Raw genomic sequence first — 21485 nt, forward strand, 5'->3', positions numbered from 1 at the left:
GTGGGATGACCGAATGAAGTCACAGGCAAAAGCTAGAGCGAACTCTGGAAAGAGGGCGAGTACGTTAAGTCTAAGCATCGCGCCCTCCCAACGACTGATCCGTGTAAAGTGCCTTCCGGCTGCCAGCACTCACTCCAGCGGCCGGAAGGGCTCGGCAAAGCGAGCAGCAACGACAACAACGGAGGTAAAATGAAAGTTGTGTCGAATTCGCATGTTTGAATCTAATTATTAATAAATCAATATTTTTTCCGCGCGCAAACTTCGCTACCTTTTCATAGGATAGTTTTTTGGCGTTCAAACACAAAAGGAAGGTGGGAAAACCCAGAAGGGCAAGTCTGTTCCTTTAGGTAGCGAGGCGTTCTGAGGCCGCACAGAAACTTAGAAAGGGTTGAAAATGGGGTTTGTGGAAGCAGTTAAAACCTGTTTATCGAAATACTTCCAGTTCTCCGGACGGGCTATACGTTCAGAATACTGGTGGTTCTTCTTGTTTGTGGTACTTGTGAGTGCTGCTTTGGCTGTATTGGATACGATCCTATTAGGGACCGACCCTGAAACAGGGCAAGGATCTCAGGTTCTGTCCTTTGTTTTCCAATTGGCTGTTCTCATACCTATGCTGGCCGCCGGTTGGCGGAGGCTACATGATACAGGACGACCTGGCTGGTACTTGCTGCTGCCGATGGCGCTCAGCATTACAACGCTTTTTGTTATGCGGGGTGGCGTGGCATTCTTTTCGGTATTGGAGCAAGGTACGGAAAACCCCGATGCATTGCGAGGACCCGCGGCAGTCCTGGGCATGACTGGTATTGTTGTTGTCTCAATTCTTCAATTGGTTCTGTCTGTCCTGATGATCTGGTGGCTGACGCGACCTTCCCAAGAAGGCGCAAACGAATACGGCGAACCTGTTTCCTGATCTGGTTGCACAGGTAACGGGCCGGAATCTCTGCTGAATGACTGCGCGAAACGTAACACCATGGAGAGAAAAAATGAGGTTCAAAACGATTTCCATTGGAGCGTTGATGATGGGAATGGCGACCACAGCATCGGCGGAGTGGTCGGTCAACTCCGGGCCTAATCCCAATGCATTTATTCAGACCGGAAACATGACGCTGGAGCTTCAGTGTGACCGTATCCGCTTTGCTCCGGCTGGATATGAGGACAGCCAGGACATTGTGGAGAAGCAGGGGCTTTCCATTCGATTTTTGAAGAACGGCACCACCGAAGTTGGAGCATTTCAGGTTGGCGCAGAAAACGCGGCTTTGCAGATCGTCGACAATTATCCTGTCGAGGTCAGTTTCAATAGTCAGCAAGACTATGGTTTCGTACTGGACCAGCTTGCGGCCAATGCATCGGTTAATCTGTCGATGATTGATCAAGATGTCAGCTACGGAATCTTTGACTTGAAGGGTTCCAGCGCGGCAATTCGGTCCCTTCGTTCCGCCTGCGAGTCAGATAATAACCAGGGGGCCTCCTACGAAGCGCCCGAAGGCATCGTTTATTGTGGTGGCGGAGCGATAGAGCGCGTGATCGAACCCGTAATTTTGGACAATCCAGAGGGGGAGTGGGACGCGCGAGTAACGGTCAACGGCGAGTCGATCAGAGCCATGACGGCCTACAGTTACTTTGGAAACTCTGTACCGCCCGCCGGATTTGTCGTCGCCCTGCTTGGGGAGGACAGGTCCGAGTTTCTGATTTTTAGCGAACGCTCGGCAAACTGGCTGGAATATGGGGACTACAGGTATGATCAGTGCAATTGATACCTCCTTCCAACCAGCTTCCCAAATAGCGCGTCAGATGAAATGTTTGGTCGCCGGGGTTATGCTTGCTTCGGGCCTTGTTTGGACCTCACCAGCTGTCGCGGCAGATGTATCGCAACTTCCGCCCGGTTTGCAGGCGAAGGTTGATCTGGCGGCACGAGCCTGCACGTCGTTCAACGACGGTCAGTTTGACATAGCCTGGGGCGCGGTTGAAAGGGTCGATCTCGACGGAGATCTACAACGCGACTGGGTTCTGAATGAGTCTGGTTTTGCGTGTTCGAGCGCCGCATCTCTTTACTGCGGAACTGGCGGATGCATGTCGCACTTCTTGATTGAAGAAGAGGTTCAATCCTTGCTCAACCAGGGCTGGACGGTTGTTGATTTTGGGCGTCAACGCGTTGTTGTTGCAGATATTCATGGATCCAATTGCGACGGAATAAACCCAACGCCTTGCGTCACCGCCAGTGTTTGGGACGCGGACGCTAAGACGTGGCGCTCGTCTGCTGGCGATTGGGAATAAGTTGCATTTGAGAATTGCGGATAAGCCATAGGAGCTGGTTTGTTCGATGGGTTCTCTGTGGCACGCAAACTTATGGGCAAATCGTGCAAAGTTATGCGCAAATACCGCGCAAAGTTATTGGCACGCTTCCAAGATTCTCTTCAATGAAATCAACGTCGGAAATGCAGCGTTAAGAGCGCACCTACATAAGGGTCAATTAGATCGCGATCTGTTCATTCATCGCGACTAGTAACAAGGCAAAAAGACAGTTCTTCATTTCAAGCTGAGTGACCTCAGTCAACTTGGCCCGTGCTATTCTCTGGCCAACGGGTGCGCAAACTCAGGCTGGTAAACCTGCCCATGGCAAACGGCGCGGGCTATTTGCAGATCAAGCTCGAGAATAGGCCGATGCAGGTGTAGGCGGCACACCACTACTTCCTCCGAGAATCAAAAAACTAAAAGGCGTTGGTTTGGTCCACTATGGGAGGAGTGTAGTCTCATTCACTTCAAAATGAGCGCTGCTTTTAGGCTTCAGTTAACTAGCAAGACCGCCTCGACCCGGCGATTCAGGTCGCGGCCTTCCGGCGTGGCATTCGAGGTGAGCGGGGCCAGATAGCCGATCCCACGCGCCTCGACCCGGTCTGCCGCGATCCCATGTGCCTGGATCAACCGGGCGCGCACGGCCTGTGCCCGGCCGGTACTGACCGAAATATTGGCATCCAGCGCACCAGTGTCATCGGTGTGGCCTACAAGTGCCAACCGGGTATTTGGGTTTTTGTTCAGAAACTCCGCAACCAATTTCAGCGACGCAAAAGGCCCCTCGCCCAACGTCATCTCTCCGGTGCGAAAATGAAGATCTTCCAATATTGCGTGGCCGTTTTGTTCCAAACTGGCCAACAGGTCGCTGGGCGACGTGACCGGCTCGTCGATCACAAGCGGCGGCGGAGCCTCTGCGCCCACCGGTGTGACGCGGATCATCTGCACATACCCGTCAGGCGGATTGCGGCTGACCAACAGGCTGACCACGTTGCCACCCCTAATGGCGGACAAAAAGCGATAGTCCTGAATGGCCACATACATGTCGGGTGTTGGCACGACTTCGGTGCCAAAACGAAAATCGAACCCGCCACACGTTTTGGCCTGACACTCAAGCAGGATCTCGTAGCCTTGTGCGGCGATCTGATCCCGCAGTGGGGCCAGCAATTGCAGCGTGGTGCTAGAGCCCGATTGCAATCGCCAGGTAAACCGTTCGACCTTTCCTTCAACCTCTCTTGCGGGCACTGCACCGTCAACGAAAGGGCCGATTGGCAGCTCATAACTGTCCAATTCGCTGGTCCGTTCGCTGACCAGCCGTGCGCCAGAGGGCAACGTCAGGTTCTGTGCAAGACCCTGACTGGCCATCATCATCAGAAAAAGGGCAGCAGTTCGGATCATCGGGCCTGCGCGTGGTATTCGTCGTTCGGGGCCATCGCAGTTGCGCTGGCCACTCGGTTCGACATGTTGAAAAAGCCGGTCACATTGGCAATGTCCCAAATGTCCCGATCGCTGAAACCAACATCGCGCAGATGTTGGCGATCAGGTTCTTCGATCTCGGTACTGGCGGTTGTCATCTTGGCAGCAAAATCCAGCATGGCGCGTTGACGATCGACCAGAGGGGCCACGCGGTAGTTCATAACCAGCATCTCGCCCAATTGCGGATTGCCCGACAATTGCCGAACAGCTGCACCATGGGCCACCAGACAGTAAAAGCACTTGTTGATCGCGGACACGACCACCGCAATCATTTCGCGTTCCAGTTTTGACAACCCGCTGTCACCCAACATCAGGTCGTTATAATTCGCCGTAAACGCGTTCAGCTTGTCGATGTCGAACGCATAAGCCTTTAAAACATTAGGCACAAAGCCCAGTTTTTCGACACAGATATCAAAGTACTTCTGCGTCTCAGGCGGCAGAGGATCCACCATCGGCAGGTCCAGCGCGGTGGGCAGGGTTTGGTCGGTCACGGTGGTCACTCTCCTTGGACAAGCTGACGGTAATGGTATTCTCCGGTGATCTCCATCCCGAGCGCATGGTAAAGACCATTTGCCCCGTCATTGGCCTTGGTGCAGATCACGCTCAGCGTTTTTGCGCCGTTCTTCTGCGCCCAGATTGCAGCCGCGCGCATAGCCCATTTTCCCAAGCCCTGACGCCGGTGGGCTGGCAGGATTTCCAGCGCATGGACCATGGCTACGTCGTCGTGAATAGCGACGAAACCGGTCCCCGCCGGGTGATCGGAATGACGCAGGAGTATTCCCGTTTTCGACCCCTCGGCCCGGTCCATGATGGCCCGCCGTTCCGGACCGATCCCGCCTTGCGCCCAGATCTCGTTCATGATCGCCAGCGGACTCCAGATGGTAAAGGCGGTGACCCGAGGGATCGGAGTATCTGTCAGGTGCTCGACCGGGCATTGGTAGATGTTGACGGGATCAAGAATGTCATAGCCACGATCCGCAAGCTGCTGATCCAGCCGTTCGTCTCCCGGTCGCAGGCAGAACATGGGCCGCTGACCCATCACGCGCATTGCCTGTTCGGCGTCATTTATTTCCGCATCAGTCGCCGGAGCCAGCGCATTGGCAGAGGAAACTCGCGAACCGCCACCCAATCCTTGCCGCAGGCGAAACGGGCCTAAAGTACTATACCCAGCCGCTGGCCAGGTGCCGTCGACGATGTCAGCCCAGTCAACGCTCAAAGCTCCAGCTCTTTCGCCAACCGGGTCGTCGCCGCATCAATTTGTGATCCGTTGGTACCCCGAATCACAACGTTAGAGCCGAATACGCCGTTCACCTGAAACGGATAGCTGCCGATGGCGAGATCCGGGAAATCTTCGGCCAGTGCGGACAGGATCGAGGCGATTTCACCTTCACCCCGGTTGATCCGCAGCGTTTGCGACAACAGGGGATCGCCACCGGTCAGCTTTGGCAGAACGCTGGCGACCATGGCCTGAAAGATTGTGGGGATACCCGCCATCACATGCACATTCCCAAGCGTGAACCCTGGTGCGGTCGAAACGGGATTATCGATCAATGTCGCCCCATCCGGAATACGCGCCATACGCAGGCGCGCTGCGTTCAGTTCCAACCCGGAGTTCTCATAGTGCCGCTCCAACAGCGCTCGGGCGTCGGCGCGCGCGTCAATCGATGCACCAAAGGCGCGGGCAATGCAGTCGGCTGTGATATCGTCATGGGTCGGGCCTATTCCGCCGCTGGTGAACACATGATCAAAGCAGTCCGACAGGGCGCGCACGGCCTGTTCGATGGCAGTGGCGTCATCGCTGACCATACGAACCTCTTTAAGATCGATGCCCTGCTTGGTCAGTTCCTGCGCAAGGTAATGCATGTTCGCATCCCGGGTGCGTCCCGACAGGATTTCATCCCCGATCACAAGCATTGCTGCGGTTGGGTTCGGCATGACCTGTCCTTTCCTGAAATGGCACAGGCCGCAAGATATCGTTCCTGCTGAACCTCGCAAGGCCCGTTTGTCATTCTCGCAACGCTTGGGCAGGCAAATCGGCAGTGACGCGTTGGAACAGGTCCATATCGTTCATCGACCGAGCTAGGATCATCGCTCCTTCTAAATGGGCGATCGTTTCACCGGCGCGCGCTTCGGGGTTTGTGGCACCGGCGGCCCTGAAGACAGTTTCCAGCCATACGAGATTGCGTTCGAAAAACTCACGCGTTCTTCTGGCGACCGGGTCCGGCAACCTTGCGATTTCAGCACCGAACATACCGCACAGGCACATCAGGTCCTGTTCGATCAATGCTTGTCGATATGCCGCCACATATTGTTCAAGAGATTCCAAAGGCGTGGCTTCGTCCAACCGCCCCAACGCCCCCAGGAACCGATCAGTGTAACGGGTAACCAGCGCCTCGCCCAAAGCTTCCTTGGTGGGAAAATGGTAGTGAATGCTGGCCGATTTGATGCCGATTTCAGACGCGATGTCGCGAAAACTGAAGGCATAATACCCGCCTTGTCGCGCCATACGCTCGGCCACATCCAAAATACGGCTGGCAGTTTCTGACAGGGGTTTTTCCGTTTTGGGCATCTGCTCATCAATCTAAAAATTACCTACCACTAGATAGGGGGTTGTACTTCAGATTTCAAATTCAATATATCTACCTATCAGTAGATAGGGAATCTGATCATGACACAGACAACAACACTTATCGTCGGCGGATCCAGCGGAATGGGTCTGGCCACAGCGCGCCAAATCATAGCAAGCGGCGGGCACGTGACCCTTGTCGGGTCATCCACTGGCAAACTGGACGCGGCGAAAGCGGAACTTGGCGACAACGCGGACATATACCGCGCGAACCTGCGTGACACGGCAGACGTCGAAAGACTGATCAACCAGATCAAATCGGACACGCGTCACATTCAGGGATTGGTGAATGCAGCCGGGACATTCGCGCCAAAACCGTTCATGGAAAACACGGCCGAGGATTACGACAGCTATCTGGACCTGAACCGTGCGACCTTTTTCATCACGCAGGCCGTGGTCGAAAACATGATAGCCAACGGAGGCGGAAATATCGTTAACATAGGCTCTATGTGGGCAAAACAGGCAGTTCGCGCCACACCGTCCTCGGCCTATTCGATGGCCAAAGCCGGGCTTCATTCCCTGACGCAGCATCTGGCAATGGAACTGGCGGAACATAAGATCCGAGTGAACGCCGTTTCTCCGGCGGTGGTGGTGACCCCCATCTATGGTGCCTTCATCGCACCGGACCAGATCGAGGCGACCTTGACCGATGCTTTCGACGCTTTCCACCCGATCGGCCGCGTCGGTCGGCCCGAGGATGTGGCGCATACCGTCACCCACCTTCTGTCCGATGATGCGGGTTGGGTCACTGGGGCAGTCTGGGATGTTGATGGTGGCGTAATGGCGGGCCTCGTCTGACACTTCCCATACGGGCGGGCGCACGTTAAGCCGGGTGGCATGAAGTTTGCCACCCCATTGATCCCCGCCCGCCTGATCCGCCGCTACAAACGCTTCCTGGCCGATTGCCAGTTGGAGGACGGGCGTGAAGTAACCGCCCATTGCGCCAATCCGGGGTCAATGATGGGCCTGGCGGAAACCGGCGAGAAGATCTGGCTGGAGCCCAACGACGACCCGAAGAAGAAGCTAAAATACGGCTGGCGCCTGGTCGATCATGAGAATGGGCATTTTACCGGCGTTGATACCTCGGTGCCCAACAAAGCCCTGCGCGCGTCCCTTGAGACCGGCGAAATACCTGAGCTTGCAGCCTATGAAACCGTCCGTCCCGAGGTGAAGTACGGCGAAAACAGCCGTATTGATTTTCTGCTGACGCAACCTGGCCTGCCCGACGCCTATGTCGAGGTCAAAAGCGTGACCCTGTCCCGTGAACCAAGTCTGGCAGAGTTCCCCGACAGCGTCACCGCACGCGGTACCAAACATCTAGGAGAGCTGACGGCCATGGTGACACAAGGACATCGCGCGATCATGTTGTATCTGGTGCAACGCACCGATTGCGATCGGTTTGGTTTGGCGGCGGATATAGACGCGGCCTATGCGGCAGCATTTGAGACAGCACAGGCGAAGGGTGTCGAGCGATTGGTTTATGGTACGCAAATTTCGCCCGACGGTGTTTGGGTGGATACCACACGGTTCGGGGACTTTAACCTGCCCGGATAATGTCACCCGCCCACCGTCAGGTCCGGTTCACGCCTTGTTTCGGCATTCGAACTGGGTTGCTGACAGGGGCATCACCATATCACTGGCCACAAATCTGGACCGCAGCGCCGACAGCATTTCGGCCACAACCGCATCCGGATCGACGCCTCCGCGCGCTCTGATTTCGTCAATCAACGGATTTCCATACACCAGAGCTGTCGCAAATTTCTCAAGGTCGGCGATTGGTTTGTTCAGCCTGATGGTTTCGTGCGTAACGGTTCCCCAACCTGCGGCCGCAAGGTCCGCGTGTACGATGTCGGGGTCGCCATAGTGGAACGGGACCTTGTAGAATCCCGGTGGGTTTTCGGGAAAGAACGTCATCGCCGCTTTGTGAGCTATCTCGGAAAACGGGTTTTCGGACATATCGCTCCAGACGTTGAAAACGTACCGGCCACCTGGCTTCAGAACACGGGCAGCTTCGCGATATGACGCAGTTTTGTCTGGAAAGAACATCGCGCCAAATTGGCAAACGATCAGGTCAAAACTGTTGTCTTCGAAGGGCAGTTCCATTGCGTTCGCTTGGACAAACTCGACATTCTCACTGCCGGAGAACTTTGCTTTTGCAATCTCCAACATGGGCGGACTAAGGTCCGTAACCGTCAGTAAAACAGACGGGTTTAACGCGTCGCGCAGCTTACGGCTGACAATTCCCGTTCCTGCGGCAAGCTCCAGAACGCGACCCGTTTCAAGGCCGCCACACAGCCCGGTTAACCTGTCGGCATAGTCTACGAAAATGTTTGGTCCCAGACCCTGATCGTAATGGTGTGGAATTTCACCGATAAAACTGGCAGAATTGCTGGACATTTCGACCCTCCAAAACGATCTCACTGGGAAAAAACAACATTCTATCTGAAAATTTGATTTTGAGCGAATTTGACAGGCTTTGCAGCCTTGATCCGGGGGCATTCCGCGCCATTTAACACCCGCAAACGCGCACCCTCTGGAACTTTCTGCACAAGCAGCGTAAAAGGCAGGCTGCGCGCAACATTTGGAGCTTAGCGTCGATGAAAGAACATCGTGGCCGCCTGACAAAAGACGGCATCCGCATTTACGAACAGGGTGACTTTGCTGGCATGCACGCCGCAGGGGCCTTGGCCGCGCGGATACTCGACGATATTGCAGAACATGTCTTTCCGGGCCAGACCACTGGGGCGCTTGACGGCATGATCACGCAGATGGTCGAGGATGCAGGCGCGACATCGGCAACAATTGGCTACAAGGGCTATCAGCATGCCAGCTGTATCAGCGTGAATCACGTGGTCTGCCATGGCATTCCCGGTGACAAGAAGCTGAAGGATGGCGACATTCTGAACATCGACGTTACGGTCATCGTAGACGGCTGGTTCGGCGATACTTCGCGCATGTATGTTGCGGGCAAACTGCCCCGCAAGGCTGAGCGTCTGGTCCAAGTGACACATGATGCCCTGTTCAAAGGCATCGAGGCGGTCAAGCCGGGCAACACCTTCGGTGATATCGGCCACGCCATTCAGGCCTATGTCGAGGCGCATCGGATGAGCGTCGTGCGCGATTTCTGTGGCCACGGTCTGGGTAGGGTATTCCACGCGCCGCCAAACGTGCTGCACTATGGCCGTCCGGGCACCGGCGCGGTTCTGGAGGAGGGCATGTTCTTTACCATCGAACCGATGGTGAACCTTGGCCGCCCTGAGACGAAAACACTAGCCGATGACTGGACTGCGGTGACCCGCGACAAGTCGCTGTCTGCGCAGTTCGAACACTCGGTGGGTGTGACGGCTGATGGTGTCGATATCTTTACCCTGTCACCGGGCAATAAATTCCATCCGACCTATCCGTCCTGATCGGCGGCCTGCTCGCGCAGCAGTTTCAGCAGCAATGTATCCGTGCCCCACGGCGTAATCGCGTCGTGGATGAGCACGGGCGCGCGCAAAGGCTTGGGCGCGGGTCCGGTGTGAGTTTCAGCGGCCTGTGAGTGGGTCCAGAACAGAGAGGTGGCGGTGCGGTCCATCCGCCAAACCTAGCATAAATGGGCTATAGACCCAAAAGCTTTGGCACTTGCGCCATGTCGTCAAAGACCTCAGCACCTAGTGCAGCCAACCGCGCACCGTCGTGATGGGCCGCATACCCAAGGCACCGCATATCGGCGCACTTGGCAGCGGTCACTCCGCTTTCGCTGTCTTCGATGACGACCGGGGACTTGGCACCGAAATGCTGCGCTGCTGCAATGAACAAAGCAGGATCGGGTTTACCCACCCCCAGAACATGCGCCGAAAACATCACATCCCGGAACCTGTCCCACAACCCGTTCTGGCCCAGGGTGATCTGCATCTTTTCCGGGCGGCCATTCGAGGCGACGCAATACGGAATACCCAATGAATCCAACTGACCCAATAACTCGGGAACACCCGCAACCAAAGGTGTACCGGCACGCAAAACCTCATAGATTTCCGAATAGATTTGTTCGATCCAATTTTCCGGCAGGTCCGCGCCCAGCGCCCGGGCCTTTTCGCGGACACCGGTCATCGTACCGCCGACGAAAAGCGCCATGCACTCCGCCAAAGACAGGTTCAGCCCATATCTCGCAAAGCTGTCGATCAAAACCTGGTTGGACAGAACCTCACTATCGACCAGCACACCATCGCAATCGAAAATGACCAGATCGTGCATGTCAGACCTCTGCCCGCCACATCAGCGAAATATGCGTGTCGCCGTATTTACGCGTATTGTGCAGGTCAAACCCTTCTGGCGCCTCCATGGGGGCGTTTTCTTCCCAGACGATCAAGGCGTCTTTTGCCAGCCACCCCCCTTGAGTGAGCGTCGCAAGCGCCTTTTGTCCCAGGCTTTTGCCGTAAGGCGGATCAAGAAAAACCAGATCACAAGGCGTGCCCGGATTGTCACCCAACCGAGTCGCGTCGCGACGGATCAGATCGGTACGATCCTTGCTTTGGGTTAGATCAATGTTCTTACGGATCAGTCCCTGCGCCACACGACCGTCATCCACGAACGTCACATGCGCCGCGCCGCGCGACAGCGCCTCAAGCCCCAGTGCTCCGGTGCCGGCAAAAAGGTCCAGAACACGCAGCCCTTCAAAGTCGATCTGATGGCTCAGCACATTAAACAGGCTTTCACGCACGCGGTCAGTGGTGGGACGCAGATGCGCCCCGGCATCGCCTTTGCCGACCGAAGCCAGCGCGCGGCCCCGGAACTCTCCGGCAATGATCCTCACGCTTTGAGCAGCGGTTTCAGGTCCGCGTCTGGGTCGGCCACGACGGCCGGGTCGGCCGTTTTGCCTGCATCAATCAGGCGTTTGCCCACCATATAGGCACGTGGGTCATTCATGGCGTCGACCGCGATCAGCTGGTCGCCTTTGTAATACCAGAAGGACACCGTCTGCCCGTCGCCCTTGCGGGTCACCACGCTGTCATAGCCGGTGTTCAGACCTGCGATCTGTAGTTTGACGTCATACTGGTCCGACCAGAACCACGGCGTCGCCACATAGTCTTTGGCGGCACCCAGCATGTTCTGAGCAACGATCTCGGCCTGATCAATGGCATTCGGTACACTTTCCAGCCGGATACGGCCACCATCATGTGGGAACGAAGCGCAATCGCCCGCCGCCCAGATAGCCGGATCAGAGGTGCGGCCATGGGCATCCGTTTTGATGCCGTTGTCCAATTCCAACCCGGTCATCTCGGCCAATTGGGTCGAGGGTGCGATGCCCACACCAACCACGACGAAATCAACCTCAAGCTTGGTGCCATCAGTCAGAATGGCTCCGGTGACCTTGCCGCCTTCGCCGACCAGACGATCCAGCCCGACGCCTTCACGAATGTCGGCACCGAATTCGGAATGCAGAGCACGGAAGTAATCGCTGGTTTCCGGTGCCGCGACGCGTTGCAAAATCCGTTCCGCCATCTCGACCAGAGTAACCTTGACCCCGCGCTTGGCACAGACGGCAGCCGCCTCAAGCCCGATATAGCCACCACCAACGATCAGGGCGCGGGCGCCCTCTTTAACGCGGGGCTCCATCTCGTCGATATGGGTCAGGTCGCGCACAACATGGACGCCTTCGAGATCACCGCCAATGGCAGCAGGCAGGTAACGCGGGTCGGAACCAGTGGTCAGGGCCAGTTCGTCATATGAAATCACCTCGTCACCCAGGGTCACGGTCTTGGCCTTGGGGTCGATCGCGGTCACGCGCTGACCCAGACGCAGGGTGATGTTGTTTTCGGCGTAGAAACTTTCGGGGCGTAGGAACAGGCGTTCAAGCTCCATCTCACCCAGCAGATAAGCTTTGGACAGTGGGGGGCGCTGATAGGGCAGATGCTGCTCGGCACCGATCAGCGTGATATCGCCTTCAAACCCGTCCTTGCGCAGTCTTGCAACAAGAGATGATCCCGCCTGCCCGGCTCCGATCACAACAATATGGCTCATCTTCGTCCTGCCCTGTCAAATTCCCGTGGTTTCATTCTCTGGCTCACCTATATTGCGGCTGAGGCCGACTCTGCAAATCCAATCGACAGGAGGAACAAGATGATATCAACCGGTGATACGCTTCCCGACGCAACGTTGACTCAAATGGGCGCAGAAGGGCCCGAAGAGGTTCGGATTTCAGACAAGACCAAAGGTCGCAAAGTTGTGATCTTTGCTGTGCCCGGCGCATTCACGCCGACCTGCCACTCGGCCCATGTGCCCAGCTTTATGCGCACCAAGGAACAGTTCGACGCCAAGGGCGTGGACGAAATCATCTGCGTCTCGGTCAACGACCCCTTTGTAATGAGCGCATGGGGCGAAGCCACTGGCGCGACAGGCGCAGGCCTGACCATGCTGGCCGACGCCGCATCCGAATTCACCAAGGCCATTGGTATGGATTTCGACGCCCCGCCCGTCGGCCTGCTTGCGCGCTCAAAGCGCTATGCGATGTTGGTCGAAGATGGCAAAGTCGTTGCGCTGAACCTCGAGGAAAACCCCGGTGCCTGCGAGATTTCCGCGGGTGAAGGTCTGCTTGAGGCCATCTAGGTCACTCGGGCCCCGGTACAGCCGGGGCCACGTTAACCCTATTTCACTTGATGCAACTTCCTGATGGGTCGATACTTGCCCCATTCATTCAGGGAGTTTTTTGATGAAGCTCAAAGTCATCACAGTCATTCTGGGTGTTGCAGGCGCGCTGGCAGCGTGTGGCCCGGCCCCGACACCTCAACAGCAGCAAGCACGACAGCATGAGATCGCCTGCCTCGGCGGAACACTAGGCGGCGCACTGATCGGCGGGGCGATTGGCAATCAATTCGGTGGTGGTACCGGCAAGGACATCCTGACCGCGGCAGGGGCCGTCACGGGCGGTGTCTCGGGCCAGCGTTACGCGTGCTGAGGAGAGAATGATGATGAAAACAGCTATTCTAACGACAACGATCATTCTGGTGGCCAGTCCAACCTTGGCGGAAACAGTGGCTGAACTGCACGAAAAGGAACTGAACGCCATTGATTCCAACAACGATGGCTTCCTGTCCAAGGACGAGTTCAACGCCTTTTCGGATTATGCTTTTCAGGCCATGGACGAAGACAAGAACGGAACGCTGGGTCTGGAAGAAGCCAAGCCGTTTCTGGACATAAAGCGGTTTCAAAACGTTGACCGCAACAACGACAGCTTTATTTCACGATCAGAGTATGACCAGCAGATGGGCGATGATTTCCTGGCCGCCGATCAGGACGGAAACGGCCAGTTGGATTGATCGCACGACCGGGCTGAACGATAGGAGTGTGGTATGAAAAAGTGGATAGCCCTCGGCATTCTGGGGTTTCTTGCCGCCTGTGATGCGCCGCAGGCCCCCGTGGTGACCGGACCGAACGGACAGCCCCAGATCCAGATAAGTACTTCGGGCCTGACGTGCTATGATACGCGTTGTTTGGACATCAATCCGGCGGCGCGCAGCGTTCGTTCGGTTGGGAATCGGACAACCGGTATTCCACGAGACATCGACGTCAGCAACGGCACGGTCACACCCGCCGATTTCCGTCGTCTGGGTGAAATAGCTTCTCTGGCCGGCGGCATGGGATCCAGAGGAGACCGTTAAACGAGGCTGTCCATTTTACGCGCCAACTTGGCATCCAGCGCTGACAAACCGCCCACATCATGGGTGGATAGGACGACCTCGACCGTGCGGTACACGTTTGACCATTCGGGATGGTGGTTCCATTTCTCGGCAAAGATCGCCACCTGGGTCATCCAGCCAAAGGCATGAACAAAATCCTCGAATATGAAGGTCTTGGTAATTGCGTCCCGGTCGGTGACCATGGTCCAGCCGTTGTCGAACAGCGGATCAAGAAGAGGGCCGCGAGTTTCAGTCGACAATAGTTCCGTCATTGCTGTTCCTCCGGATTCGATTTCTGAACGGACCGTAATCTGTCAGAATCTCGATCTCTTCTCCCACTGCGTGGGCCTCGGCGTCCAGATATTTCTTGATCGCATCGGCAAAGCCCGGGTCATTGACCCAATGCAAGCTATGCGTGCGCGTGGGCAAATAACCGCGCGCCAGCTTATGTTCACCCTGCGCGCCTGCTTCTACCCGCGCCAGACCTTCCGCAATGGCAAAATCGATCGCCCTATAATAGCACAGTTCGAAATGCAGGCAGGCGTGATGTTCAGTGCAACCCCAATACCGCCCAAAAAGCGTTTCGCGACCGATGAAATTCAAAGCCCCGGCGATGGGGTATCCGTCCCGTTCAGCCAGCACCAAGGCCATGTCGTCCGCCATAGTTTCATGTGCGATATCAAAGAATTGGCGGGTAAGATAAGGCACGCCCCATTTACGGGACCCGGTGTCCTGATAAAACTGCCAGAAGGCATCCCAATGTTCGGGGCGCAGGTCATCCCCTGTCAGAGTGCGGATTTCGCCGCCAAAATCGATGGCCTGCGCGCGTTCTTTGCGGATATTCTTGCGCTTGCGCGATGACAACGCCGCAAGAAATCCGTCGAAATCTTGATATTCGTCATTCAGCCAGTGAAACTGCTGCGACTGACGCAGCATAAGGCCCATCTGTTCGCCCGCCAACGCCTCCGCTTCGGTGCAGAAGGTTGCGTGGACCGAAGACACCTGATTATCCGCAGCCAATTGCACCGCCCCCTGCACCAGCGCAGACATGCCAACCGAGTCATAGCCGGGGCGCACCAGAAAACGCCGACCTGTTGCGGGTGTGAACGGGACGGCGATCTGCAGCTTGGGATAATAACGACCCCCGGCACCTTCATAGGCATGCGCCCAGTTGTGGTCGAAGATGTATTCGCCTTGACTGTGGGATTTGGCATACATCGGCGCCGCCGCAATCAGCATCCCGTCCAGATAGGCCGTCAGGTATTGCGGTTGCCAGCCAGTTCCGCGCCCGACCGAGCCGCTGTGTTCAAGCGCAAGCAGAAACCGGTGGGTGGTGAACGGATCAAGCGGACGGCCGTCATCGGCAACCTCGGGACAGGCGCAGCTGTCCCATTCCGCCGCAGATATCTGCGACAGCGAGCCCAGCACCCGAACCTCGATCTGTGCCTGATCCATTTGCCCTCCGCCTCTGATCTTTATCTGTGACGTTGCAGGGCTGGTTCAACCCGGTTGTGCAGCCAGATACCCTTCGAACGTCACATTGTCCGCAACTTCGCGGGCCTCTGCCTCTTGTTCAGGCGACCGCACGGTCCAGCACAGGATCGGTACACCGCGTGCCTTCAGTTCGGCCACGCGGGGGCGGTCAAGGTCTTCGACCTTATGGCTGATGAAACTGGCCCCGACACGATCGAAATCCGGAATGTCGCGCAGGTGGTCACAAACACTCCGAGGTAAAAGCTCGACCTTGGGCTGGTACGATCCTGTCACGATGCCACGCGGCAGATGCGGTGCCAGCCGCGCCAGTTCAGCGACCGAGTTTGGGTTGAACGACATCAACGCCACCGGCCCATCGTAACCTGACAATGCACGCACGGCGTCTTGTTCCAGCGAGCCCACTGATGTGCCCATCGCGCCGTCCTGATCTTTGAATTCGATCAGCAGCGGTACTTTACCTGACACGATTTGCAGCACCTCATCCAGCGTCGGGATACCATCGTCCGCGTGCAATAGCGTGGTGCCCGACGCCTGAACCGACGTGATCTGCTGTATCGGACCGGACTGCCCGGTCAGGCGGGTCATGTCATAGTCATGAAACACCATGGCTCGGTTGTCCGAGGTCCGTTGCAGATCAATCTCAATCCCATACCCGGCGTCCACGGCGGCGCGAATGGCCGCCCGGCTGTTTTCCGGGCGGTTGTCCTGTTTATCGTGCAGCGCGCGATGCGCCAGCGGGACTTGAAGGAATACGTCAGGCAGCGCGGGCGTCATTGCACTTCGAAGATACCTTCGATCTCAACCGCGACGCCCAAGGGCAGTGCCGCCGCACTGACGGCCGAACGCGAATGGCGACCTGCATCACCCAGCGCTTCGACCAGAAAGTCTGACGCACCGTTGATGACTTGCGGCTGCGCGGTAAAATCTGCCGTCGAGTTCACAAACCCGGTCAGCTTGATGACGCGCACCAACTTTTCGATATCGCCACCGCAGGCCGCTTTGACCTGGGCCAGAAGGTTGATCGCACATACCTTGGCCGCAGCAGCGCCTGCTTCGACTTCCATGTTGTCGCCCAGCTTGCCAGTGATCAGATCATCCGCCTTCGAGATCTGCCCCGAGACATAGACGATATTGCCCACGCGCACGAAGGGCACGTAGTTGGCCGCCGGCGCAGGCGCGTCCGGTAGGTTGACACCCAAGCTTTCCAGTTTCGCCGCGATGCTCATGAGGTCTCCTCCCAAATTTGAGTCGGGGCGAAGCTAACCGGGAAGGCAAGGATCGAAAAGTGCGAAAACGGCGATGTGACCTGCACCGGTTGTGGGCGTAACTTTTCTTATTCTGAACTCTTGAACCTGTGTCACTTTACGTTGACCTATTCGGCAGGTTAAACGCTATCTGTTTCATATTGGTGGCGAAACGCCTATGTGACTTTGGGTAGGCCGGGCACAACGGCCAAAAAGAGTATTGATTAAGTGTTCGGGCGCGGACTGTCCGAACGTTTTGGAGTGGCAAAGATCGTGTTGAGCAGAATCAACCTAAAACCCCTGATCGTTGTGTCCGTATTGGCAGTTCTCAGCGCCTGCACCACACGCCCTCCGGAGGGTGTTCAGCAGGGTGAAGCATTTGATCCGTATGAACGCAACAACCGGGGCATCCACAAGTTCAACCTTGGCGTCGACCGATTTCTGTTTCGTCCCGCCTCGAAAGGGTACGTAAAGATCGTGCCCGACCCGATGGTGACCAGTTTCAACCATTTTGCCGAAAACCTGACGATGCCGGGCCAAGCCGTGGACTACCTGCTGCAAGGCAACCTCAAGCAGTCGGGCAATGCACTGCTGCAATTTGTGATCAACACGACCGTTGGTGGCCTGGGGTTGTCAGCCCCCGCCGACGAGTTGAACCTTCCGCCTGTGGATACCGATTTCGGTGAAACGCTGCACGTCTGGGGTTTTGGCGAGGGCGCTTATGTCGAGCTGCCGCTCTATGGTCCGTCAACGCAGCGGGACTCGATTGGCGTTATCGTCAACCTGTTCTCGAACCCGATCAACTTCTCTCCGGTCCGTCCGGTCGACAATATCGGTGTCTATGCCGAGGTCGTGCGCCGGATGGGCGATCGGGGGCGTTTTTCGGACACGGTCGACTCGATCCTGTATGAAAGCGCTGACAGTTATGCGCAGGCGCGGACCATTTACCTACAAAATCGCCGCTTCGAACTGGCGAGAGACGACGAAGAAACCTATCTGGGTCTTTACGACGACCCTTATGCAGACAATGGGACCGACCCTGTCAGAGATCCCTACTTAGACCCATACGAGGACCCCTATGCCGAGTAACCATATGAGGACCCCTATGCCGAGTAACCATATGAACCGACGCGGTTTTGTCGCCACTGGCCTTGCCGGTCTGGCACTGACCGCCCTGCCTTTTTCCGCCTTTGCCCAGACTGAAGCCAGCGCCAAGGCTCTGGTCGTCAGTGTCGTGGATGACATCAACCGCATTATCGCCTCGGGCAAATCCGAAAAGGCGATGATCCGCGATTTCGAAAAGGTCTTTGTGCAATATGCCGATGTGCCGATCATGGCACGTTATGTGCTGGGTGCGGACGCCCGTTCGGCCAGCCCGTCGCAGTTGAAGCAGTTCACCAAAGCGTTTCAGGGCTATATCTCGAACAAATATGGTCGACGTTTCCGCGAATTCATTGGTGGGCAAGTCACCGTCCGGAAGGCCCGGAAAATCAAGGCCGGTTACGAGGTACGCACTTCGGTTAAGCTGCAGGGCTCGTCCCCGTTCGAGGTGACATTCCTAGTTTCGGACAAATCAGGCCGCGACAAGTTCTTCAACATGTTCATCGAAGGGGTGAATATGCTGCTGACCGAACGAACCGAGGTTGGCGCGATGCTGGACGCCCGTGGCGGCGACCTGAACCGCCTGATCAAGGACTTGAGCTAGAACAAGGTCAGCTGACCCAGTTCAAACGCAAAGAAACGCCGCGCGAACTCAATCGCGCGGCGTTTTTTTCTTTTAATTCAGGCGCTCGCCGGTTTCTTTGGCGAAGTACGATACTTTGCTCATATCGAAGGCCAAGTTCAGCATCTTGCCCGCCTGCGCGCTGGTTTCGGCATGTAACCTTGCGGTCACCTGCTTGCCGCCCAGTTCTGATACGACATAGGTGTCGGCCCCTGCAGGTTCGACCATATCGACCATGCACGCCGCTTCCTGCACGCCATCACCCGCACGGAACCCGGCCTCGGCGATATCCTCAGGGCGCAGGCCCAGTATTACATCCTCGGGCAACGCCAGATCGCGCGCATCGTTCAGAACCAGCGTTTCGCCGGCATCGCGCGAGATGACGATTTGTGTACCCGACCCGTTTTTGGTGACCTGCGCAGGGATCAGATTCATCGCCGGCGAGCCCATGAAATCAGCGACAAACAGATTGGCCGGGTTGTTATAAATCTCGGCCGGGCTGCCGATCTGCTGCACGATACCGCCCTTCAAGACCACGATCTTGGTGGCCAGCGTCATCGCCTCAATCTGATCGTGGGTCACGTAGACGATGGAAGCGTCCAATGTCTGGTGCAGCTTCTTGATCTCGGTCCGCATCTCAACCCGAAGCTTGGCATCGAGGTTCGACAGCGGTTCATCAAACAGGAACAGCTTGGGATCGCGCACCAGCGCCCGGCCCATCGCCACACGCTGACGCTGACCACCGGATAGCTGGCTGGGACGACGGTTCAGCAGTGGCTCGATTTGCAACAGCGAGGCCACATCGTTCAGCTTGGCCTCCTGCGTAGCCTGATCAACCCCGCGCACCTTCATGCCGAAAGTGATGTTCTTGGCCACGCTCATCGTCGGATACAGCGCGTAGGATTGGAACACCATCGCGATGTCGCGGTCCTTGGGGCTGACATGGGTCATGTCTTTGCCGCCAATCGCCAGTGTCCCGTCGGTGATTTCCTCCAATCCCGCAATGCAGTTCAGCAGCGTGGATTTACCGCAGCCCGAGGGGCCGACCAGCACCAGGAAATCACCCGGTTCGATCGAGATGTTGATGTCCTTCAGAATTTCGGTTGCGCCGTAATTCTTGTAGAGTTTGTTGATATCAAGGATGGGAGCCATGGGTTATCCCTTCACAGAGCCAGCGGTCAGGCCGCGGATGAAATACTTACCGGCAACGACATAGACGAGCAGCGTCGGCAGCCCCGCGATGATCGCGGCGGCCATGTCGACGTTGTACTCTTTGACGCCGGTGGTGGAGTTTACGATGTTGTTGAGCGCCACAGTCACGGGCTGCGTGCCCGCCTGGCTGAACGACACGCCGAACAGGAAGTCATTCCAGATCTGCGTGAACTGCCAGATCACTGTCACCACGATGATGGGCAGCGACAGCGGCAGGAAGATCGACCAGAAAATCCGCAGAAAGCCTGCCCCATCGACCCGAGCGGCTTTGGTCAGCTCGGCCGGAATGGTGACATAGTAGTTGCGGAAGAACAGCGTAGTGAAGCCAAGGCCATAGATCACGTGGACAAAGATCAGGCCCGGAATGGTTCCGGCGATCCCCATCATGCCCAGCAGCCGCGCCATTGGCAGCAGAACAACCTGAAACGGAATAAAGCAGCCAAACAGCATCAGCGAGAAGATGATGTTCGCGCCTTTGAACCGCCACTGCGCCACGACATAGCCGTTCAGCGCACCAATCAGGGTGGACAAAAACACCGCAGGCACCGCGATCAGGACAGAGTTCCAGAAGTAAGGCCGCAGACCTTCACACTGGATACCGGTACAAGCGCCGGACCACGCGGTTTTCCAGGCATCGAAGCTGACTTCGCGCGGCAGTGAGATCAGGGACCCAGTGCGAATTTCCTCAAGGCTTTTCAACGATGTGGTTAACATCACGAACAGCGGCATCAGGTAGTACAGCGCGAACAGGCCCAGCAGGACGTAAAGCAGCCAACGAAGGGCAATCTTGCCTGTGGCGCTCTGCGAGCGGGTTTGGGTTTGGGGCATCGACAGATCAGTCATTTTTCGCCCTCAGCTCTGAATAAAGATATGGAACCACGATGGCAAAGACGACCAGCATCATGATCATTGCAGACGAGGCCGCCTGACCAATATCGCCCCGCGAAAACGCCATGGCATACATGTATGTGGCTGGCAGATCAGTCGCGTAACCCGGACCGCCGCCTGTCAGCGCGATGACAAGGTCAAAGCTTTTGATCGCAAGGTGGGCCAGCACGATGAAGGCAGACAAGAAGATCGGTGCCATCGACGGTATGATGATCGCCGTATAGATGCGCCATGTGGGGATACCATCGACCTGTGCGGCTTTGATGATTTCACCATCCACCGAACGAAGCCCGGCCAGAAACAGCGCCATAACAAAGCCCGAGCTCTGCCAGATCGCGGCAATTACGATCGTGTAGATGGCGTAATCGGGGTTCACCAGCCAATCGAATTCGAAATTTGGAAAGCCCCAGCCCTGCACCATGGATTCAATGCCCAGACCTGGGTTCAGGATCCACTTCCATGCGGTGCCGGTCACGATCATCGACAGTGCCATCGGGTACAGGTAGATGGTGCGAATAACCCCTTCGACGCGGATCTTCTGATCCAGCAGGATGGCCAGCAACAGCCCCAGCACCATCGCGATCACGATGAACAGCGCGCCAAAGATATACAGGTTGTTGATTGCCGTATCCCAGCGAGGGGAATCGAACAGGCGTTCATACTGAATGAAGCCATGGATCTCGTATTTCGGCAGTAGTTTCGATCGGGTCAGCGACACCCATGCGGTCCATCCGATAAATCCGTAGACAAAAATCAATACGGCGATGAACGACGGTGCCAGCACCACCTTGGGCAGGTGGTTTTCCAGCCATTCGGACATTTTTTCCTCCGGGGAAAAGTGCTCTGCCCCGCGGTATAGGGGGCAGAGCGTTTTG

The 21485-nt window shown here is 56.6% G+C and carries 29 protein-coding genes; 12 read left to right on the forward strand and 17 right to left on the reverse strand.

Annotated features, from left to right (window positions below; all coding sequences use genetic code 11):
* Positions 1-394: 394 nt before the first annotated feature.
* From RUA4292_RS19150 to RUA4292_RS19160, 3 genes are read left to right on the forward strand one after another with little or no spacing between them, the layout of a single operon-like run.
* Positions 395-910, forward strand: coding sequence for a DUF805 domain-containing protein (locus tag RUA4292_RS19150; protein WP_058276460.1), 516 nt, complete (start codon positions 395-397; stop codon positions 908-910).
* Between the two features lie 37 nt (positions 911-947).
* Complete coding sequence (locus RUA4292_RS19155) at positions 948-1754, forward strand: hypothetical protein (protein ID WP_233493345.1); 807 nt, start codon at positions 948-950, stop codon at positions 1752-1754.
* A gap of 37 nt (positions 1755-1791) precedes the next feature.
* Positions 1792-2274: a hypothetical protein gene (locus RUA4292_RS19160; RefSeq protein WP_233493344.1), complete on the forward strand. Its 483-nt coding sequence runs from the start codon at positions 1792-1794 to the stop codon at positions 2272-2274.
* Between the two features lie 510 nt (positions 2275-2784).
* Here the strand turns inward: RUA4292_RS19160 and RUA4292_RS19165 are convergent.
* From RUA4292_RS19165 to RUA4292_RS19185, 5 genes are all read right to left on the reverse strand, one after another.
* Positions 2785-3687 carry an OmpA family protein gene (locus RUA4292_RS19165; RefSeq protein ID WP_058279055.1) on the reverse strand — a complete coding sequence of 301 codons (903 nt, stop codon included), beginning with the start codon at positions 3685-3687 and terminating at the stop codon, positions 2785-2787.
* Positions 3684-4256 (reverse strand): peroxidase-related enzyme, encoded by a 573-nt coding sequence (locus tag RUA4292_RS19170; protein WP_058279341.1) that lies wholly within the window; start codon positions 4254-4256, stop codon positions 3684-3686. Before RUA4292_RS19170 ends, RUA4292_RS19165 begins: the two co-directional genes overlap by 4 nt.
* A gap of 5 nt (positions 4257-4261) precedes the next feature.
* Positions 4262-4981, reverse strand: coding sequence for a GNAT family N-acetyltransferase (locus RUA4292_RS19175; RefSeq protein WP_058279056.1), 720 nt, complete (start codon positions 4979-4981; stop codon positions 4262-4264).
* A complete protein-coding gene (locus RUA4292_RS19180) occupies positions 4978-5700 on the reverse strand; it encodes a competence/damage-inducible protein A (protein ID WP_058279057.1) in 723 nt (240 codons plus the stop codon). Before RUA4292_RS19180 ends, RUA4292_RS19175 begins: the two co-directional genes overlap by 4 nt.
* A 70-nt stretch (positions 5701-5770) precedes the next feature.
* On the reverse strand, positions 5771-6334 hold the full coding sequence (locus RUA4292_RS19185) for a TetR/AcrR family transcriptional regulator (protein WP_058279058.1): 564 nt from the start codon (positions 6332-6334) through the stop codon (positions 5771-5773).
* A 99-nt stretch (positions 6335-6433) separates the two neighbouring features.
* Here RUA4292_RS19185 and RUA4292_RS19190 point away from each other — a divergent pair, with 99 nt between their 5' ends.
* Together RUA4292_RS19190 and sfsA are read left to right on the forward strand one after the other, a co-directional pair.
* Positions 6434-7189 (forward strand): SDR family NAD(P)-dependent oxidoreductase, encoded by a 756-nt coding sequence (locus RUA4292_RS19190; protein WP_058279059.1) that lies wholly within the window; start codon positions 6434-6436, stop codon positions 7187-7189.
* 39 nt (positions 7190-7228) lie between these two features.
* The gene (gene sfsA, locus RUA4292_RS19195) at positions 7229-7945 is read left to right on the forward strand and encodes a DNA/RNA nuclease SfsA (protein ID WP_058279060.1); all 717 of its coding nucleotides are present in this window, start codon (positions 7229-7231) and stop codon (positions 7943-7945) included.
* 27 nt (positions 7946-7972) lie between these two features.
* Here the strand turns inward: sfsA and RUA4292_RS19200 are convergent, their stop codons facing one another.
* Positions 7973-8788 (reverse strand): class I SAM-dependent methyltransferase, encoded by an 816-nt coding sequence (locus RUA4292_RS19200; protein ID WP_058279061.1) that lies wholly within the window; start codon positions 8786-8788, stop codon positions 7973-7975.
* A gap of 200 nt (positions 8789-8988) precedes the next feature.
* On the opposite strand from RUA4292_RS19200, the gene map reads away from it, so the two are divergent.
* Positions 8989-9801, forward strand: coding sequence for a type I methionyl aminopeptidase (map, locus tag RUA4292_RS19205; RefSeq protein ID WP_058279062.1), 813 nt, complete (start codon positions 8989-8991; stop codon positions 9799-9801).
* Here map and RUA4292_RS19210 read toward each other — a convergent pair.
* From RUA4292_RS19210 to RUA4292_RS19225, 4 genes are read right to left on the reverse strand one after another with little or no spacing between them, the layout of a single operon-like run.
* The gene (locus tag RUA4292_RS19210; RefSeq protein ID WP_058279063.1) at positions 9789-9968 is read right to left on the reverse strand and encodes a hypothetical protein; all 180 of its coding nucleotides are present in this window, start codon (positions 9966-9968) and stop codon (positions 9789-9791) included. The two genes, map and RUA4292_RS19210, sit on opposite strands and share 13 nt — an antisense overlap.
* A 23-nt stretch (positions 9969-9991) precedes the next feature.
* Complete coding sequence (locus RUA4292_RS19215; RefSeq protein WP_058279064.1) at positions 9992-10627, reverse strand: HAD family hydrolase; 636 nt, start codon at positions 10625-10627, stop codon at positions 9992-9994.
* Position 10628: 1 nt separating this feature from the next.
* Entirely contained in the window at positions 10629-11186 is a 558-nt protein-coding gene (gene rsmD / locus RUA4292_RS19220; RefSeq protein WP_058279065.1) for a 16S rRNA (guanine(966)-N(2))-methyltransferase RsmD, read from the reverse strand.
* Entirely contained in the window at positions 11183-12394 is a 1212-nt protein-coding gene (locus RUA4292_RS19225) for an NAD(P)/FAD-dependent oxidoreductase (RefSeq protein WP_058279066.1), read from the reverse strand. The genes rsmD and RUA4292_RS19225 overlap by 4 nt, the downstream gene beginning before the upstream one ends.
* A gap of 99 nt (positions 12395-12493) precedes the next feature.
* On the opposite strand from RUA4292_RS19225, the gene RUA4292_RS19230 reads away from it, so the two are divergent.
* The 4 genes from RUA4292_RS19230 (at position 12494) to RUA4292_RS19245 (ending at position 14031) form a co-directional block, all read left to right on the forward strand.
* The gene (locus RUA4292_RS19230; RefSeq protein ID WP_058279067.1) at positions 12494-12979 is read left to right on the forward strand and encodes a peroxiredoxin; all 486 of its coding nucleotides are present in this window, start codon (positions 12494-12496) and stop codon (positions 12977-12979) included.
* 103 nt (positions 12980-13082) lie between these two features.
* Positions 13083-13328 carry a glycine zipper 2TM domain-containing protein gene (locus tag RUA4292_RS19235; protein WP_058279068.1) on the forward strand — a complete coding sequence of 82 codons (246 nt, stop codon included), beginning with the start codon at positions 13083-13085 and terminating at the stop codon, positions 13326-13328.
* Between the two features lie 10 nt (positions 13329-13338).
* Positions 13339-13689: an EF-hand domain-containing protein gene (locus tag RUA4292_RS19240; protein ID WP_233493502.1), complete on the forward strand. Its 351-nt coding sequence runs from the start codon at positions 13339-13341 to the stop codon at positions 13687-13689.
* A gap of 33 nt (positions 13690-13722) precedes the next feature.
* Positions 13723-14031 carry a hypothetical protein gene (locus RUA4292_RS19245; protein ID WP_058279069.1) on the forward strand — a complete coding sequence of 103 codons (309 nt, stop codon included), beginning with the start codon at positions 13723-13725 and terminating at the stop codon, positions 14029-14031.
* On the opposite strand, the gene RUA4292_RS19250 is transcribed toward RUA4292_RS19245, so the two are convergent.
* From RUA4292_RS19250 to RUA4292_RS19265, 4 genes are read right to left on the reverse strand one after another with little or no spacing between them, the layout of a single operon-like run.
* Positions 14028-14321 carry a 4a-hydroxytetrahydrobiopterin dehydratase gene (locus RUA4292_RS19250; RefSeq protein WP_058275007.1) on the reverse strand — a complete coding sequence of 98 codons (294 nt, stop codon included), beginning with the start codon at positions 14319-14321 and terminating at the stop codon, positions 14028-14030. The genes RUA4292_RS19245 and RUA4292_RS19250 overlap by 4 nt on opposite strands.
* Positions 14299-15504: a GNAT family N-acetyltransferase gene (locus RUA4292_RS19255; RefSeq protein WP_058279070.1), complete on the reverse strand. Its 1206-nt coding sequence runs from the start codon at positions 15502-15504 to the stop codon at positions 14299-14301. The genes RUA4292_RS19250 and RUA4292_RS19255 overlap by 23 nt, the downstream gene beginning before the upstream one ends.
* A gap of 45 nt (positions 15505-15549) precedes the next feature.
* Complete coding sequence (locus RUA4292_RS19260) at positions 15550-16317, reverse strand: glycerophosphodiester phosphodiesterase family protein (RefSeq protein WP_058279071.1); 768 nt, start codon at positions 16315-16317, stop codon at positions 15550-15552.
* Positions 16314-16769 (reverse strand): RidA family protein, encoded by a 456-nt coding sequence (locus RUA4292_RS19265; RefSeq protein ID WP_058275010.1) that lies wholly within the window; start codon positions 16767-16769, stop codon positions 16314-16316. Before RUA4292_RS19265 ends, RUA4292_RS19260 begins: the two co-directional genes overlap by 4 nt.
* A 291-nt stretch (positions 16770-17060) precedes the next feature.
* Here RUA4292_RS19265 and RUA4292_RS19270 point away from each other — a divergent pair, with 291 nt between their 5' ends.
* Complete coding sequence (locus RUA4292_RS19270; RefSeq protein ID WP_082637209.1) at positions 17061-17876, forward strand: MlaA family lipoprotein; 816 nt, start codon at positions 17061-17063, stop codon at positions 17874-17876.
* Positions 17877-17892: 16 nt separating this feature from the next.
* The gene (locus RUA4292_RS19275; RefSeq protein WP_058275011.1) at positions 17893-18492 is read left to right on the forward strand and encodes an MlaC/ttg2D family ABC transporter substrate-binding protein; all 600 of its coding nucleotides are present in this window, start codon (positions 17893-17895) and stop codon (positions 18490-18492) included.
* A 72-nt stretch (positions 18493-18564) separates the two neighbouring features.
* On the opposite strand, the gene RUA4292_RS19280 is transcribed toward RUA4292_RS19275, so the two are convergent.
* The 3 genes from RUA4292_RS19280 to RUA4292_RS19290 are packed head-to-tail and all read right to left on the reverse strand — an operon-like array spanning position 18565 to position 21430.
* Complete coding sequence (locus RUA4292_RS19280; protein ID WP_058275012.1) at positions 18565-19662, reverse strand: ABC transporter ATP-binding protein; 1098 nt, start codon at positions 19660-19662, stop codon at positions 18565-18567.
* Between the two features lie 3 nt (positions 19663-19665).
* Positions 19666-20565 carry a carbohydrate ABC transporter permease gene (locus RUA4292_RS19285; protein WP_058279072.1) on the reverse strand — a complete coding sequence of 300 codons (900 nt, stop codon included), beginning with the start codon at positions 20563-20565 and terminating at the stop codon, positions 19666-19668.
* A complete protein-coding gene (locus RUA4292_RS19290) occupies positions 20558-21430 on the reverse strand; it encodes a carbohydrate ABC transporter permease (protein ID WP_058275014.1) in 873 nt (290 codons plus the stop codon). The genes RUA4292_RS19285 and RUA4292_RS19290 overlap by 8 nt, the downstream gene beginning before the upstream one ends.
* Between the last annotated feature and the right edge of the window lie 55 nt (positions 21431-21485).

The sequence above is a fragment of the Ruegeria atlantica genome, assembly GCF_001458195.1.
GTDB lineage: Bacteria > Pseudomonadota > Alphaproteobacteria > Rhodobacterales > Rhodobacteraceae > Ruegeria > Ruegeria atlantica.